General features: G+C 42.2%; 18 protein-coding genes. 13 read left to right on the top strand and 5 right to left on the bottom strand.

Annotation, left to right across the window (positions count from 1 at the left end; genetic code table 11):
- Positions 1-8 precede the first annotated feature (8 nt).
- From tenA to AC0J5I_RS03950, 4 genes are read left to right on the top strand one after another with little or no spacing between them, the layout of a single operon-like run.
- Positions 9-683 (top strand): thiaminase II, encoded by a 675-nt coding sequence (gene tenA / locus AC0J5I_RS03965; RefSeq protein ID WP_475303986.1) that lies wholly within the window; start codon positions 9-11, stop codon positions 681-683.
- A 47-nt stretch (positions 684-730) separates the two neighbouring features.
- On the top strand, positions 731-1309 hold the full coding sequence (locus tag AC0J5I_RS03960) for an ECF transporter S component (RefSeq protein ID WP_475303984.1): 579 nt from the start codon (positions 731-733) through the stop codon (positions 1307-1309).
- 14 nt (positions 1310-1323) lie between these two features.
- Positions 1324-2811 (top strand): ABC transporter ATP-binding protein, encoded by a 1488-nt coding sequence (locus AC0J5I_RS03955; protein WP_475303981.1) that lies wholly within the window; start codon positions 1324-1326, stop codon positions 2809-2811.
- Positions 2808-3578 (top strand): energy-coupling factor transporter transmembrane component T family protein, encoded by a 771-nt coding sequence (locus AC0J5I_RS03950; RefSeq protein WP_475303979.1) that lies wholly within the window; start codon positions 2808-2810, stop codon positions 3576-3578. The genes AC0J5I_RS03955 and AC0J5I_RS03950 overlap by 4 nt, the downstream gene beginning before the upstream one ends.
- A 330-nt stretch (positions 3579-3908) precedes the next feature.
- Here the strand turns inward: AC0J5I_RS03950 and AC0J5I_RS03945 are convergent, their stop codons facing one another.
- A complete protein-coding gene (locus tag AC0J5I_RS03945; RefSeq protein WP_475303977.1) occupies positions 3909-4301 on the bottom strand; it encodes a hypothetical protein in 393 nt (130 codons plus the stop codon).
- 166 nt (positions 4302-4467) lie between these two features.
- Here AC0J5I_RS03945 and AC0J5I_RS03940 point away from each other — a divergent pair, with 166 nt between their 5' ends.
- The 5 genes from AC0J5I_RS03940 to AC0J5I_RS03920 all read left to right on the top strand — a co-directional run bounded on the left by AC0J5I_RS03940 (position 4468) and on the right by AC0J5I_RS03920 (position 8272).
- On the top strand, positions 4468-5169 hold the full coding sequence (locus tag AC0J5I_RS03940) for a response regulator transcription factor (RefSeq protein WP_475303975.1): 702 nt from the start codon (positions 4468-4470) through the stop codon (positions 5167-5169).
- Between the two features lie 377 nt (positions 5170-5546).
- A complete protein-coding gene (locus AC0J5I_RS03935; protein ID WP_475303973.1) occupies positions 5547-6698 on the top strand; it encodes a sensor histidine kinase in 1152 nt (383 codons plus the stop codon).
- A 355-nt stretch (positions 6699-7053) separates the two neighbouring features.
- On the top strand, positions 7054-7479 hold the full coding sequence (locus AC0J5I_RS03930; protein WP_475303971.1) for a hypothetical protein: 426 nt from the start codon (positions 7054-7056) through the stop codon (positions 7477-7479).
- A gap of 278 nt (positions 7480-7757) precedes the next feature.
- Positions 7758-7940: a Mov34/MPN/PAD-1 family protein gene (locus tag AC0J5I_RS03925; RefSeq protein WP_475305512.1), complete on the top strand. Its 183-nt coding sequence runs from the start codon at positions 7758-7760 to the stop codon at positions 7938-7940.
- A gap of 92 nt (positions 7941-8032) precedes the next feature.
- The gene (locus AC0J5I_RS03920) at positions 8033-8272 is read left to right on the top strand and encodes a hypothetical protein (protein ID WP_475303969.1); all 240 of its coding nucleotides are present in this window, start codon (positions 8033-8035) and stop codon (positions 8270-8272) included.
- 385 nt (positions 8273-8657) lie between these two features.
- On the opposite strand, the gene AC0J5I_RS03915 is transcribed toward AC0J5I_RS03920, so the two are convergent.
- From AC0J5I_RS03915 to AC0J5I_RS03900, 4 genes are read right to left on the bottom strand one after another with little or no spacing between them, the layout of a single operon-like run.
- Positions 8658-9260, bottom strand: coding sequence for a response regulator transcription factor (locus AC0J5I_RS03915; RefSeq protein ID WP_107996028.1), 603 nt, complete (start codon positions 9258-9260; stop codon positions 8658-8660).
- Complete coding sequence (locus AC0J5I_RS03910) at positions 9257-11215, bottom strand: sensor histidine kinase (protein ID WP_475303966.1); 1959 nt, start codon at positions 11213-11215, stop codon at positions 9257-9259. The genes AC0J5I_RS03915 and AC0J5I_RS03910 overlap by 4 nt, the downstream gene beginning before the upstream one ends.
- Before the next feature lie 7 nt (positions 11216-11222).
- The gene (locus AC0J5I_RS03905) at positions 11223-12128 is read right to left on the bottom strand and encodes a polyprenyl synthetase family protein (RefSeq protein ID WP_159072201.1); all 906 of its coding nucleotides are present in this window, start codon (positions 12126-12128) and stop codon (positions 11223-11225) included.
- Entirely contained in the window at positions 12115-12282 is a 168-nt protein-coding gene (locus tag AC0J5I_RS03900) for a hypothetical protein (protein WP_475303964.1), read from the bottom strand. Before AC0J5I_RS03900 ends, AC0J5I_RS03905 begins: the two co-directional genes overlap by 14 nt.
- 898 nt (positions 12283-13180) lie before the next feature.
- Between AC0J5I_RS03900 and AC0J5I_RS03895 the strand changes: the two genes are divergently transcribed.
- The 4 genes from AC0J5I_RS03895 to AC0J5I_RS03880 are packed head-to-tail and all read left to right on the top strand — an operon-like array spanning position 13181 to position 16806.
- On the top strand, positions 13181-13678 hold the full coding sequence (locus tag AC0J5I_RS03895; protein WP_475303962.1) for a hypothetical protein: 498 nt from the start codon (positions 13181-13183) through the stop codon (positions 13676-13678).
- A 3-nt stretch (positions 13679-13681) separates the two neighbouring features.
- Positions 13682-14926 (top strand): efflux RND transporter periplasmic adaptor subunit, encoded by a 1245-nt coding sequence (locus tag AC0J5I_RS03890; protein WP_475303960.1) that lies wholly within the window; start codon positions 13682-13684, stop codon positions 14924-14926.
- Positions 14927-15610 carry an ABC transporter ATP-binding protein gene (locus AC0J5I_RS03885; RefSeq protein ID WP_107996034.1) on the top strand — a complete coding sequence of 228 codons (684 nt, stop codon included), beginning with the start codon at positions 14927-14929 and terminating at the stop codon, positions 15608-15610. It abuts the gene before it with no gap.
- The gene (locus AC0J5I_RS03880) at positions 15607-16806 is read left to right on the top strand and encodes an ABC transporter permease (RefSeq protein WP_475303954.1); all 1200 of its coding nucleotides are present in this window, start codon (positions 15607-15609) and stop codon (positions 16804-16806) included. The genes AC0J5I_RS03885 and AC0J5I_RS03880 overlap by 4 nt, the downstream gene beginning before the upstream one ends.
- Positions 16807-16827 lie beyond the last annotated feature (21 nt).

Here is a 16827-nt window from a genome sequence, read left to right as displayed (position 1 = left end):
GGAAAGCAATGATATTTTCAGCACAAATTCGCCAAGCGGTCGAACCGATTTGGGCGGCCAGCATGGAGCATCCGTTTGTGAAAGGCATCGGGGACGGAACCTTGCCGTTGGAGAATTTCCGTTTTTACATTCAGCAGGATTCCTATTACCTGACGCGCTTCGCCAAAATTTTGGCACTCGGCGCGGCCAAAGCACCGGATATCGCGACGACCAACCAGTTCGCCGACTTCGCGAAGCATACGTACAGCGCCGAAATCGGTCTGCATGAACAATTTTCAAAAAGGCTGGGCATCACCGCGGAGGAAAAAGAGTGTTTCAAGCCCGCGCCCACTACATATGCCTACACTTCCCATCTTTATCGCGCCGGGCACGCGGGTCATCTGGGGGACGTCATCGCCGCCGTCCTGCCTTGCTACTGGCTCTATGCCGAAATCGGCGACGCCTTCCTCGATGCGGCGCCTGAAGAACCGATTTATCAGGAATGGATCGCTACCTATGGCGGGAAGGATTTTCAGGACAGGGTGGATGAGCAGATTGAGCGGCTGGATGAAATCGCCGCAGCTGTGAGCGAAACCGACCGCGAAAGGATGAAAGAGCATTTCATCATCAGCAGTCAGTACGAATACGCTTTTTGGGAAATGGCCTATCGCATGGAAACATGGCCGGTACCGTTGGATAAATAAGAGACAACATCAAACACAAAATAAAACGCAATGAGGAGACAGCAAAAATGAAAAAAGAATTGAAGCTTACAGATATTTTGGTGACAATCGTCATCGCCATCGCTTTCGGGATCGTCTACATCCTATGGGGAACGGTCTATTACGCGGTGCAGCCGTTGGGTCTGCATCTTGATCAGCTGTTGTACGGCATGTGGTTCATCGCCGGCACCGTCGCCTATTTCATCATCCGCAAGCCGGGTGTGGCGCTTTTGGCGGAAATCGCTGCAGCTTCAGGCGAATTCCTTTTGGGTTCGCCTTGGGGTCTGACTGTCTTGCTTTCCGGTGTGGTACAGGGGTTGTTTGCGGAATTGGTGTTCATGGCTTTCCGCTACAAACGTTTTGACCTGAAGGTTGCCGCTTTGGCAGCTTCGGCATCTTGTGTGGGTTCGCTTTTGGTGGATGCGTTGAACGGGCAGATCGCTGAGCTGGCTCCTTGGAACTTGGCACTTTACTTGGTTGCCCGATTCGCGGGCTCGATTTTCTTTGCCGGGGTGCTGGCTTATTACTTGGCGGAAGTCCTTGAGGATACCGGCGTGACAAACCTTGTCCGCCCGCTGACGAGTGAAGATTTCAAAGAGTTGGATTAAGGAGGATGGTGGAAATGGCGCAGCAAGCCTATGTGGAGAAACTGAAGCTAAAATTTCCCGGCGATGCCGATTTGTTGTTCAGGGACCTGTCCTTTTCGGTCACAGCCGGTGAGAAAGTGCTGCTTTTGGGTCCGTCCGGCTGCGGCAAATCCACGCTGCTACAGGTGTTGAGCGGGCTGATTCCGCAATCGATCGAAGTGCCGATGAAGGCCGATAAGCTTGTGACGCCGGCTTCCTGGGGCTATGTTTTCCAGGATCCGGACAGCCAATTCTGCATGCCCTACGTCGATGAGGAGCTCGCTTTCGTGCTCGAGAATCTGTCGGTTCCGCGCGAGGAGATGGCTGCCAAAATAGACTTCGCGCTCCGGCAAGTGGGCTTGGAATTAGCGGACAGCCATATCCCCATCGCGAGCCTTTCCGGCGGGATGAAGCAGCGGCTGGCGATCGCCTCGGTATTGGCCTTGGATCCGGAGGTGCTCTTTTTGGATGAGCCCTCCGCCATGCTGGATCCGGAAGGGACGGAAGCGATCTGGGAAGTCCTGAAGCAAGTCTGCAAAGACAAAACGGTCGTCATTGTGGAACACAAAATCGATCATGTCCTGGCATTCGCCGAACGGCTTGTATTGTTCGATGCATCCGGACGCATCATCGCCGATGGGTCGAACGAAGCAATTTTCGCGGTCCACAAGGACGAGATGAAGGAGCAGGGCATCTGGTTTCCGGGGGTATGGGAGCAGCATTTGGCGGAAGTGCCGCTGCAACGGGAGCAGAAGTCTATCAGGCTGCAAAGTCCGCTGCTGGAACTGCGCGATTTCAAAGGCTTCCGCAACGGGGATACAAAGATCCGCGGAGAAAGGCTGGCGGCCTATCCGGGTGAATGGATCATTATCCGCGGCCAAAACGGAGCCGGGAAAAGCACCTTCTTCCATGCCGTCATGCAGTTCATCAAAACGAGCGGGGATTACGAGTTGGGGGGGAAACCGATCAAAAAAGTGAAGAAGTTGGCTGAACGGGTGGCATTTGTTTTCCAGAATCCGGAGTACCAGTTCGTGGCGAACACGGTCCATGAGGAGATGGCTTATTCGTTGCGGATGGACGGAAAGGGAAATTCGGATATCGAGAAGCTTGTGGAGGAATATCTGGAGCTTTTCCAATTGAGCGGGCAGCGGGAGAAAAATCCTTTCCAACTTTCGATGGGGCAAAAGCGCCGCCTGAGTGTAGCGGCGACGATTATCCAAGGGCAACGGCTGATCCTTTTGGATGAACCGACTTTCGGTTTGGATTCCAAAAACACCTTCGCTTTGCTGGGATTTTTGGAGAGCTACCGGAAAAAGGGCGCCGTCATCCTGATGGTGACGCACGATGAAGTGCTCTCCCGGAACTATGGAACAACGTTTTGGACAGTAGTTGATGGCGAAATCAGCAGTACGAACGGGATTGCTCCGGGAGCGCCAGCAGAATTCTGCTCGGATTTAAAATTGGAAGGTGGGATATGCGGATGAAGGAATGGAAACAAACGAAAGAAACCTGGCTTCACCGTGTCAATCCCAGCCTGAAATTGGGCATGTCGCTGCTGCTCTGCATCGCGGTTATGTTTGTCCGCAACCTTGAGGGCATGTCGGCGATCGGCATCGGGCTTTTGGTCCTGTTCCTGCTGTTTACGGGACAGCCGTTGAAGCGGATCTTGTTGCTGTTGATCCCTTTCTGCGCCATTTTCGTGTCGACCGCTTCCGCCATGATCCTGTTCGGAAACGGCGAAACGCTTTGGTTCGAATGGGGATTGATCCGCATCACCGAGGAAAGTTTTTTGCGGGGTATGCTGATCGGCCTGCGCGCATTGGTCTTCGCGGTGTTGGGTTTGACCTTCGCATTGACGACGCGGCCGGTCAACTTGTTTTATTCGTTGATGCAACAGCTGCGCTTGGATCCGAAGTATGCCTACAGCTTCATGGCTGCGCTGCGGTTGATCCCCATCATGACGGAAGAATTCGAAACGATCCGCAATGCCCGCAAGGTGCGCGGCAGCGAAAAGATTAAAGGCTTGCAGGGCATCCTTTTCAAGATGAAAGTCTACACCATCCCGTTGCTGTCCGGCAGCATCCGGCGTGCGCATCGCATCGCCGTGGCGATGGAAGCGAAACGGTTTTCCGGTAATGTGAAGCGGACCTATTACTATGAGATTGGCTTTTCCGGCAACGATTTCGTTTTCCTCGCCTACATGGCGCTGCTTGCGGTCATGAGTTATTGGGCGAAGTATTGGATAGATTGAGGAGTTTTTGCATGGAGAAGTAGTGGGGTTGCCCAACTCCGGCCAAGGAGGCTTCACAGGAGTTGATCCCACATTCAGATGGTGTCTTCCGGCCAGCTGAAGCTTCATCGGAGAAGGGTCCATTCTTTACCGAGCTCCTCCGGCGAACGAAAGCCTCGCCGGAGCTGTAGACTGTTTTTGCAGTCTTAGTTTTCCGGATCTGTAGAGTTCCAACTGCAAATTGGTTGGCGAATATGCACAAAAAAGGGGCGGTCTCATTACGAGACCGTCCCTTTTTGTTGCGATGCCTTCATGTCGAAGTGCAATGCGATTTACTTGGCTGGTTGACTGCTATTCAGTTTGGCAAGATTGATCGCGGACGCCGTTTTTGCCGTCATTGTCCGTTTCATCCGTACCGTATTGGTTGCCGTCGCCGTCTGTCTCGCCCGTGGCGTATTGGTTGCCGTTGCTGTCTGTTTCGCCAGTGCCGTTTTGGTTACCATCCTGATTGGCTTGCGTACCAGTCCCGTCGCACGTTCCGCTTTTCTCGCGGGCACGTTTCATGGTTGCATCTTCATTGCCTTGTTTTTTTCCGCCTTCATTTGTGCATTCGCCTGACTTGATTTGCTCTTGGGTCATAGTGCCGTTCTGGGCTGCCGTGTCGCTCGCTGCCAGTACCGGTGCAGCTCCTCCAACAAATAAGCCTGCAACGGATAGGATCGTCATGATTCTTGTCTTGTTCATTTTTGTTTCCCCCTGGAATGTTTTTTTGTTATTTCTTACTGACCTAAGAATAATCAAAAAGTATGGCAGAAGCGTGTTTTTTACGGCACATTTGTATGGTATTATCGGGGTGACAACATAATCTTGCCATATTTTTCAAGTATGATTTCCCCGAGGAGGGATTCCGATGGTAAAGCTATTGATTGCGGATGATAATAAACAGATAACAGCCATCCTGAAGGAGTATTCAGAAAAGGATGGCTACGAGGCAGTCGTCGCCTATGACGGCGAACAGGCGCTGCAGGAATTCGGGAAAGGCAAATTCGATCTGGTTTTGCTGGATGTGATGATGCCGAAAAAGGATGGCTTCGAAGTGTGCAGGGAAATCCGGAAAGTTTCCTCGGTTCCCATCATCATGGTGACCGCCAGAGGGGAAGATTTTGAACGGATCATGGGCTTGGATATCGGAGCGGATGACTACATCGTCAAGCCATTTTCGCCGGGTGAAGTGATGGCGCGCATTCGGGCAATCCTGCGGCGGTTGGATCAGACACCTGACAATAAGGATCACCATAAACTCTACGTCCATGAAAATCTGGGAATCCGCCTGGATGAGTTCATCGTGAAAATTGCTGGGCACCAAGTCCATCTCACGAAAAAAGAGATCGAGTTGCTTTGGATTTTGGCGACGAACAAGAACAAGGTTTTCAGCCGCGACAATTTATTGGACAGCGTTTGGGGCTACGACTATTTCGGAGATAATCGGACGGTCGACTCGCACATCAAGCGGCTGCGGGCAAAGGTCGATCAAATTCCCCATCCGTCCTGGGATATCAAAACCGTTTGGGGCGTCGGCTACAAGTTTGAGGTGAGTCCTGATGAAGTATAAGATCACCCGTAAGTTAGTCCTCTATTTCACTTCCGTCATCCTGCTGTTTTCCTTGGTTGTCGGAGGGGCCTTCCTTCTGCTGTTCACCCGGCATACCGAAGAAATTTATCGGGCGGATATGCAGGAACGGGCTGAGGCGATCGCGGCCGGCGTAGCCGATTATCTGGAAGACGGGAGTGCCGCTTTAGATGAGGTTGCGCTCACTGCAAAGGGCAGTGCCAACGGTAAACAAACAGGAACTGGCCTGCTCGCGCAAAGTGGTGCCACGGGTACGACCGGGCGCAACAATGTGAACGGATACAACGCCTATATCACGGCCATTCAGGATATCGCGATGGGCGAGGTGTGGATTGTCGATCAATCCGCAGAGACGATCAGTGTCGGGACCGGAAAAAAAAGAAATCACCTATGCGGAACTACCAAGCGCCGCGCTAGCGCTTGTCGACGAGGTATTCAAAGGGGAAGTCGTCTTCAGCGAAGGATTCAGCCCGTTATTGGAGGATACCTCCATCACGGTCGGGGCACCGGTGCTCTCCTCAGAAGGGGAGGTCATTGCTGCGGTCCTTTTGCACGACTATATCGCAAACATGCAGGCTGCCGTGCGGTCGGGATTTTCGACTTTGGGGATCAGTTTGGCTTTGGCTTTGATCGCCGCGGTCGGGATAGCGGTCCTGTTGGCGAAACGGTTCATCCAGCCGCTGAAGAGGATGGAAGAAACGACACAGCAGTTGGCGGATAACCATTACGAAGCCCAGACGGGGATCATCCAAAATGATGAAATGGGTTCATTGGCAGCCAACATCGATACTCTGGCGGACAAGTTGGCGAAAGCCGCGCAAGAAAGCGCCAAGTTGGACAAGATGCGCAAGGATTTCATCACGAGCATTTCCCATGAATTGCGCACACCGGTCACGGTCATCCGCGGTTCCTTGGAGGCCTTGAACGATCATGTGGTCGAGGATCCCGCAAAAATCGATGAATACCACCAACAGATGCTGACCGAAAGCATCCATCTGGAGCGGATGATCAACGATCTGCTGGAGCTGTCACGGCTGCAGAACCCGGACTATCAAATGGAAATGAGCTCCTTGAATTTTGTGGACGTCGTGGAGAATGCCATCCGTTCCGTCCGCTATATCGCCAGGGAAAAGGGGATTACGCTGACTTTCACGAAAGACCAGCTGGCGTTCATGCTGATGGGGGACTATACCCGGCTGCGGCAGATGCTGCTTGCCGTGATGGAGAATGCCGTCAAATTTTCAGCCGAAAAGAGCGAAATCCGGATCACGTTGACTTCCTTGGGTGAAGGCTGCCGGTTGGCTGTCAGCGACAACGGGCCGGGGATTCCGGAAAAGGATCAACCGTATATTTTCGAAAAATTCTTCAAATCAAGCGAAGAAAGCAACAAGCAGGGCACCGGCCTGGGTTTGGCTGTCGCCAAGCAGATAGCTGATCGACACGGCATCGCTTTGTCGGTCGAAAGCATGCCGGGAAAAGGCTCCACCTTCCTTTTTGACCTGAAACAATAAAAATCAGCTGCAGCATTAATCGCTGCGGCTGATTTTTTGTTTATTCAGATATTTTACTTTTTTTCTAAAATATGTTCTATTAGTCCAGTAGACATACTTATCACAACCAGAAAGGGAGTATTATGTTTATGAGCTACTATTCGACCAATGCGCAAATGAATTTGATATATAAAATCTATTTATAGGGAACACTTGCCGTTTTTACTCATTTTTGAATTCGGGTAACATAGTATACTAATTTTATATTGAAAAAGGATGAATCATTCAGGATGACAATCCGATATTTTTTTGATTAATTAGTACACCATAATTTTTTCTATATTAAACTTATGGATGCGATACGCCCACAAGTACTTTGGAAAAAGATTCTAATACTGTAGAAGAGAATTATATTATTTCTTCTGAAGATTTACCAGCTCTAAATGCTCAATTATTTCCAACTCAACCGGGCAAATTCTCTACGATGTATGTTGGAGGCGATTACCCCAAAAGCACAGTCAGAGTATTATCGGGAAAGGTAAACCTCTCAACGGTTTCAGCTTTAGCTGCATTTCTCGTTACCAAAGGTAATTTGAAGTATGCCGCGGCCATAGAAGTTGCTAACATTGTATTTGGTACAAACCTCCCCTCTGTTTATTACACTGTAAACCAAACAACTTGGAGGACGAACGGTATAACTTATGTTGAAGTGAAGACCACAGTCTGGAAATACAGCAACTTTACTGGATATATTGGTCAGGGGATATCTTTAAAAACCTATTCAGATAACGGAATGGATTGATAATATTGAAAAGAAAATTTAATCGCTTCTATGGGCTTATATTTATAAGCTTAATTCTTTGTGAGTATGCTGATATACCTTACAGCCGCTGGGCACAATACCTTTTAGGAGCAGTATTTTTAGGATTACTGATCCTGGAAATATTCTATACAATGAAAAGAGAAAATAGGATTAAAATAGATTCCATCATCATTCTCGCTATTTTTTTAATCTTAGCTTTTGTTTTTGGAATCAAGTAACTCTACTACATTTGAATGAAATAAGGTCTACCTCTCGCGATCACTGTCATTAACTTAAGCGATTTAACAATTGTAAAAAAGGGAGAATTAAATTATTTAGGAGAGTGGCACACTCATCCCAATATCTCTCCTATACCTAGTCCGAAAGACAAGAGGTGTTCGTGTAGTATTATATCCCTTACTTCATTCAATAACATTCTGTTACGATCCAAAAGGGAGTAAATAACTGAATTACCACAGCGGGACATCGCTGGAAGAGCTATAGCAACAAAATATAAAACTTTATAAAGAGGCAGATTTGAGGTTTAAACATTATGAATTTTTATAAGAAATTTTATCAGAAACATCCGTATCTTAATGTCCTAATAATATATTCTACAGCAAGTCTAATAGGAATTGCTATAGAATATATTATTAATAGAGATTTCATTGGTTATGGATTCTATACAGCATCATTTTTAACGCTGCTTGAGTTGTTAAGAGTTAGACGTGAACGGAATAAACTTAAATCAAAAGAAAAGTCTCAATACGATGTAGATGGAGAAAAAGATTAGATAGGTAAAAAATAAGAAGGGACAAACAGAAATATTTGTTTGTTCCTTCTTATTTTTTTAACATGAATTCCCAGAATCTATAATGAAGAGGGATAACGGCCTTGTGTAACTCCTTCTGCTTCATCGTAACCTCTCCCAACGCGCTAACTTCGGACGAAAATTTCATTATTCTCAATTTGATATAATCGTTCAGCGCGGGCAGTAATAATCGTAATCGCATTAGTTATAAATATTGAAATCTGTTCTATGCACTCTATCTTCTTTTCTTCTGGAAGTTTACTAAGCCTTGAATAAATATACGATGGAACAAATTCCTTCGATGGTGCAAGTGTGACAATAAAGGCCATTCCTTAATGTGATCTGAAATTTCGTACATTAGTTAGCATTATTGTAGACGAACATTAATAATGCCCAATTCAATCGCTTTAATTACTGATTCAACAACAGTACTCGTTTGTAGTTTCTCACTTACAGAATACATGTGATTTCGAACTGTTCTCTCTGAAATTCCCAGTTCAGATGCAACCGCGGTTTGTTTAACTCCTTGAGATATCAGTTGTAAAATTTCTTTTTCTCTGTCTGTTAAAAGGATACGTCCACTAGTCTTAAATTCAGGAAAAAGTTTCTTATTTTCAAATTGAATGATTTTCAGGTTATCCACCAAATCATCTGCTTCGATGTGCTTATCAAAAAAGCCATGAGCACCAATTTTAAAAGCTTTCTCCTTATATTCTATCAAGCTAAAACCTGACAAAAAAACCAGTTTTACCGGGTATTTTTGCAGGATCTGGCTCCCTATTTCTAGTCCGTTGTGTTCGCCCATGTGAATATCCATTAAGATGATGGATGGCACGTAGGAATCTACAACTTCAAGAGCCTTCTCTGGATCAGATAGGTAAAAAAAATCTGATATTTCAGAATAACTTTTAAGCGTTATCTCCAGACTTCTTCCGATTAAGTGATGATCGTCAATTAACAGTATTCTCATAAAGCTTCACCTTTTTCAAAAGGAATGTTTATTTCTATGATGGTTCCAGGGTTAACTGTTTCCATTGGAAAAATCTCAAAAGATCCATTTAACCACTTTAAATCATTTTTTATAGAAAGAAGTCCGATATGCTCTTTCCCCTTAAATAAATTTTTTTCAATTTTAAAGTAATCATGTATTCCTTTTCCATTATCTTCAATGACTATGGATAGAATATTTTTTCTGTTGAGTATTTTGGTTATTCCAAAAGTAGCTTGTGAGTGTTTCCCAATATTTTCGTTGAGCTCTTTAATAACTCTATATACAGGAGCTACTAAGTGTTTGGGTAGTTCCTCATTTAACTGATAAATCAACAAAAACTCTATCTCAGGATACTTGTGATTGAAATCTTCTATCAGAATTTGAATATTTTCCTCAAAACTTAAATAATATAATGTAGATGGAGAAATATTAAAAACTTCATCTCGTATAGATCGAATCAATTTTGAAAACTCTATGCGTACCAAGGATTCTATTTCATCATCTCCATGAAGATTTGAGACAAGGGTATGTAATCCGATAATGGACTGCAGGACGCTATCGTGCAAGTAATGCGTATATTTTGTTTTTTCTTTTTCAAGATTATTGAACAGTTTTGCTTGTAATAATTCGGTTGTTCCTAGCGATGAATCAATATATTTTTGCTGGTTAGTATGCATTTTCCTGATAGTCGTAATAATCCCTTCGTATTGATGCAGGATATCTTCTATATGATCTAAATCAACCGAATAGTCTGTTTTTTCTATAAAGACAAATAACTTTTCGTGAAATCTTGAAACGGATAAATAATGGTAATTTTTTCCACGTATAGTTACTTCTTGCTTTGAAGAGAGCGACGAAAAGAGTTCTTTTTTTATTGCTCGGGAAATTCTGCTTCCCGACTGACAAAGTACAAACCTTTGATTGTTCGATTGCATCATAACTAATATTGTCGAACTTTTTGTTTCACCTTTCAAACGATTCAGCAGTAAATTGGACACGCTATTCATAAAATTAGAATACGTAACCTGATTTAGGAGTTCTATTTTTTCATTGTTCAACTCTTCAATATTTTTTTCGGCCCTCATTTTTTTTAAGTGCTGAATATATTGAATTAAAAAGTGAGAGAGATAACAAAAGAAATAAAAAAGAAGCGTGACCATCAGTTTGTTTTGCAAAGAAACTTCCAACCAACTAATGATTATAAAAAAACAAAAGCTTAAAATATTTATTGCCATATTCAAAATAAGGCTATCCGGTAACGAAATCGTCTTCATGTAACTCAAGATACAGGCAATGCACGTCGGAAATACCAAAACTAATAAAGCTGTCCTCGGATCGCCTGATACGCCAGACGAAAAGACCGCTGGCAAAGAATAACTAACAATAAATGGAATAAAGGCCAACAGAACAGAAAAACTTAAAAATTTAAAGCTTAATGAACTAAAGAACAGTTTACGTTCCTTATATATAGTTATATAGCTCGTAGTGGTTGAAATAGTTAACAGTACCAGCAAGGTGAATTCCGGATAAATTTTGAGAATAAAAGAAAAAAACGAATAAATTGAACTACCTGTTAAAATTAACATACTTATTTTAAATAGTTTTCTATTTTCTGATTGAATAAATGAATATAGAAACAAATAAAGCGAAACTGGGCAAAGACACAAAAGCAATAACCCAGTAAAATTAAGCCAGGGGACGTTAGAGTAAATAAACAAGAACATCAAAGCCATAATCGTAGTTAAATTATAAAACTTGGATGAGGAAGGATAGTCGGGTATATTTAAATAAATAAAACTCCCTAATGAAAAAATATAGGCGCCAATAAAGAGATAAATAAGATCCGTGTGCTCCATTGCGGTTAGGTAATAAAATATATAGGTCAGCATAATAAGCCAAGGCATTGTAACGCCAGCTATTTTCATTATTTTCAAATCTATGTTACTCCTTTAAATAGCTCTTTAATAAAGTAAAAACTTCTACAGAAATGTTAGAATTATTCTTTAGAATTTGAAAAGCTTCTTCAAAGTAAAGCGAGGCAGCTCTTAAACAATATTCAACCGCACCGCATTCTTCCATATAATATGCTAAGAAAGCTAAAGAATCCTCATCAGTTATTCTATTCTCAACAATAGTGAAAAACATTTTATTGTTATCTATAGTTGCGTATTCAAGGGCCTTTATAAAGGGAAGCGTTTCCTTGAATAAAACCAAATCCGACTTGCTCGTGTCCATACAGTCTAGCGCATCGTTTTGCAGTTGAAAGGCAGTAGAGAGATTTTGTGCACAGTCTTTCCAAATAAGTTCATTCTCAGGACAAGCAAGGTAGAAGACCAGTTGAACTAAAGGAGTAGATTTCTGTAACATCTTAGAAAAATAAACTTCTACAGAGGAATCTTCTGAAAGTGTTGAATAAAAATCGAAACGCTCTCCATTTATTGATTCTGTAAGAAAATATAATATTTTAGAGGCATCGAGATAGTTTTTGGTGAGTTCACAAAGCTCTCCTATACATATAAAAAGTAGAGACATAGCGTTAATGAGCAACTCATTTTTTGGCAAAGCAATCACACTGTCTCCGTCTAAAATATCATCAAGGTAATCACACAAAATAAAAAGAATATCCAGTCTGACCGCAATCTGATTCTTTGTTGGAAGGGAATGTGGTTTATTTTGATCCAAAGAAAGAAACAAATAAACTTTCCCTAACGACAATCTGTCCGTACTTTTTTTTGACAACTCCATTTGCACGAGATCCACAAAAGAAGAAGAAAAATTCTTCTTAAATTCTGATAAGTAGGCAGTTAAAGCTATATCATATTCCTCTTCAATTTTATAAGTTCCCATATTCTTGTATATCAATTTTTCGAACCCAGTTATTTTCACCATTCAACGTAAAGGATACGTTTCCATTTTTCCCGATATCAAATAATGGATTCTTTCTCTTTAACAGTATCTTTTCCTCTATTTTTTTCAACTTCTCTTCGATTACTTTATCCATACAGCCGCTCCTTTTTTTCATTTTACGTTCAGTATGTAGTCTTCCAATAAATATTCTATCTTTTCAAAGGTGAGTATGTCCATGAATACATAGGGGGTTGCCGGTTTTACTCATACCTCTCGATATAGGAATCATTTAAACTGACTTTAGGAACATGGGCTTTCTAAAGTCATTTTTATGGCAATTTGAAACGGAGGTATTGGTTCATGTAAATGTCTTAACACCATTATTTTCCTATGAAGATAAAGCCGAGAAAAATGCTGGTTGCTGATTAACAAACTAAAAGCGTTAAGAAGGAGACTCACTGCACTTTTTTTGAGTCTTCAACTGTTATTATAGCACTTTTTTTACATAAAGATGCGTGAAGGAATCAATAAATTTACATATCAGGAATGGGACCCATCTCCCTCATTATTGTAAAAAGTATTTTAAAGAGTTGTCTTGAAGGTAATGTTATTATTCTTGCAACGTACGTGTTAAATATAGGCTAGTTACTCGGCTTATAATTCAACAACAAATCAAGAAAGGAAGGCACTCATATGAAAATTTCAGAGGTGATGCTTTTTTTCGCATTGCTAGCTACTTTTTTTCTGATTTATTTGGACTTTCAAGTTAACAGACTTGATTATCGATTAATATTGGTATGCATTTGTTTAATAGTCATGCTAATCATCAATCGAAATAGTATCACTACAAGTTTAATGGCTCTGACGATGATTGTTTTACTATCCAGGCTGCAGTTTAACTTAATCGCATTTATGATACTTACGATATTCTTTGGAACATACTACTTTTTAAAAAATGAAAGCTAATCCATGCGGCTGACCTTGAAATCAGTAATGGTAACTCTCATCAACCAAATATCAAAATATATCAATGAAAAGATGTGTAATCTTAAATGAAGACAAAAGACAAACAGGATTATCTTAAAAAGGCTAAAAATTGGAATATGGTGTTATTAGTTTTAAAAGCTCTGGGGCTGCTTACGTCAATTGTAGGGCTACGGGGGATTTTAAATCCTGACAAAGCTCTCTACACAGAAGATGTTTACGGATCTTCAGCCACGCAATTATATGAACAAGCAAATAGTATCGGAACAAAAGCTTATGCCGTTATCGGCGTAATCATCTCGATTACAATCCTGATTATGCTCATCTCTGCACATAAAAAACTAAAAGAAGGCGTCGCAACTGCAAAAACGCCTTACTACCTGCATTTATTTTGGATCGTAACCGGGATTATCTACTCCTTGCTGTTCACTCCCAAAATAGAAATTCAAGGATTTACCGAATTTGCCAGCATGATCTCGATCGTAAGTATTGGTCTACAAGCGCTTGTTTCCCTACCGGCGATTTTGTCCATAATCTACCTGTTTAAAGCCGAAACAGAGGCGTAAGGAATGAAGAGAAACAAGGCAAAGGAAGAACAAACGAATAAAAAAGGATTTAAAATGAAACCACTGTCCAAAAAGAAGCGAATAATATTCAGTGCCGTATGGGGAGTGATCGCCATTTTAGCGATCAGTACAGCATTTTTTTTCAAACAAAAACAGCAGCAGGAACCTACATTGGCTTCCTATGACGCGGTAACGATAAAAAAAGCCGATGATTTAATCTTTAATGGATCCGTTGCAGCTCAAAACGTAGAGGAATTCTATTTTGACCAGACAAAGGGCCAGGTTTCCGACATTTTAGTAACCAATAATCAAGAAATCAGTGCAGACACGGTAGTCATGGTCTATCAAAACGAAACCGTACAAGATCAAATAACGGAACAGCAACAAACGCTCGACAAACTAACTTTAGCGGTGAACAATGCGCAAGAAAATCTGGACAATACGTATACAAAAAAACAAAACATTCAAAATAGTTTGAATGAAGCATTCAATGAATTCAATAATGCCGATGCCGATTCAATGGAAGGTCAAACCATTCGCCAAGAAGAACAAGCTAAAATGGATCAGTATAAAGAAGCTGTTTCTTCTCAGGAAGAAGTCATCTCACAAGCGCAGCAGGTACTAGATTCCGCAAACTTAGATTTATCCACTGCCACTCAAAATATCGAACTTGCCCAGAATAAAATTACAACAAATGTAGCAGCAACAACTGATGGAACCGCCATTGTGGAACCGAAAGGGAAAACAAATGCGCGTGTTCCCGTTATTAAAATTTTAGGTAAGGACACAATCATAAAAGCATTAGTTTCCGAGTATGATTACAGACACTTAGCAACAGATCAAGCTGTGGAAATCCAATTGCTGAACAGTAATAAAAAAATTGCAGGTACGATTACAGAAGTCAGTATATTACCGGAGTCTACGGCTACTGAGGGGACTGCAACGGCACAATCTAATGTGGCAAATTATTCCTTCAAAGTAAAACCATCAGAAAACTTACAATATGGGTATAGTTGCCAAATTTATGTACCCGTTAATGAACTGCGTATACCCAAAAAGGCAATCCTGAACGAAGAGGATAAGCAGTATGTTTTTGTTTACTCCAAAGGAACGGTCAAAAAACAAGCCATCCTGGCAGAAAATAGAGACGGTGTTTTTGTTGTTACAGAGGGATTAAAAGAAAAAGACCGCATTATTTCCGAGCCATCTCAAGACTTAAAAGACGGCCAAGAAGTGATGGTGAATTAGATGATTAGTTTGGTTAATGTGAATAAATACTATCAGAACGACGAAGAAAGCCTGCATGTTCTCAAAAATATTAATCTAGCGATTGCTCCAGGTGAAATGATTGCCATTATGGGCCCATCGGGCTCGGGCAAATCAACCTTAATTAATTTACTGGGATTCATCGATAAACAATTCGAAGGAGAGTACTTATTTGAAGGGGAGGCTCTATTGACTTCTTCGGATGAAATCCTCTCCAAAATCCGGAATCAAACCGTAGGTTTTGTGTTCCAAAATTTCAGCTTGATCGAAAATAATACTGTTTTTGAAAATGTTGAATTGCCCTTGCTTTATAATGGCTATAAATTCCATCAAACAGAAGAAAAGGTAAGGGCTGTTTTAAAAAAAGTGGGTCTATCCGATAAGGCAGATAAACACCTGAAACAATTATCTGGCGGTCAACAGCAGCGCGTGGCAATTGCCAGAGCGTTGATTAACCAACCTAAATTCCTCATCGCAGACGAACCGACAGGTGCATTGGATTCGCATACTTCTGAGGAAATTATGAAGTTATTTGTGGATTTGAATACCCAAGATCAGGTTACGATTATTCTCGTTACACATAACCCTGATATGGTCCCGTATTGTTCAAGATTAATAAGTATTCGCGATGGTGAGATTATTGAAGACAAGGCGTTACGCCCATGAACATATATGTTAATTGGCGAACCGCTACTAAAGCAATCTTAAAAAACAGAAAACGAAGCCTGTTAACGATATTTGGCATTGTGATTGGGATTGCCTCCGTCATCACTATTTTATCAATCGGTCGTGGATTCGAGAAAGAAACGTTAAAGAATTTAACCAATGGTGAATCGGATGAAGTGAACATACAAGTAAATTATGCCCCAAGTAACGATAGTCTGAGCTATAGCAGTTTGGATTATTTCACTGATGTGGACATTGCAACCGTAAAGCAAGTGGACGGAGTGAAATCCGCAAATTACCCTGACCCCGATTATTCGAACATTTATAAAGGCATTTACATCAAAGGCAAAAAACAAAATAAGCAGGTTTCTTTAATAAATAATCTGGGTAAGGATCCCATTGTCGGACGCCAGCTGACCGCGTATGAAAACGAAACGCTGGATAAAGTAGCTATGATAGATTCCGTTACCGCAAAAGAGATGTACGGAAGTGCTGAAAATGCATTGGATCGTGGGATTGAATTAGAGGGCCATCTATTTAAAATAATCGGGATTTATCAAGGCACGGAGTCAGAAAGTCTATTTTCTATGCCAGAAAGCAACATTCAAATTCCCAAAAAAACCTATCTGCACTATTTCAATGACACGACTGAAAAATCTTCCTTAACAGTGACATTGGAAAAGGGAGCCACGCCTAGTTCCGTGACAACGGATGTGATCGAACAACTCAAGGAAAAGGGCGCAATGAAAGCCTTTGGTGAGTATCAAGTATTCGACACCGCCTTATTAACGGACGGGGTCAGTAAAATCCTCCGCACGATCACAGTATTTATTTCCGCTGTTGCCGGAATATCGCTTTTTATTGCAGGTGTAGGCGTAATGAATATGATGTACATTTCTGTTTCGGAGAGGACAAAGGAGATTGGGATTCGACGTGCGCTGGGAGCGACCCAAAATTCCATTCGGATGCAATTTCTTTTGGAGGGCGTCACACTGACCTTGTTTGGAGGGATTGTGGGCTATATTGTGGGGATCAGTTTTGCATATATCATTGGATCCATCATTGATATTCCAATTTCGATTGAATTTTCCACTGTTTTTTTAGCCATAAGTGTATCGACTGGTATAGGGTTAATTTTCTCTGTCATGCCTGCATCAGCAGCTGCTAAAAAGGACCTGATTGAAACATTAAGATAATCCAAGAGGCGCCATTTTTTA

The organism is Trichococcus sp. TS_SC_9, assembly GCF_056156325.1.
Note: the sequence above shows the minus strand (reverse complement) of the source record. Positions and strands in the feature narration are given on the sequence as shown.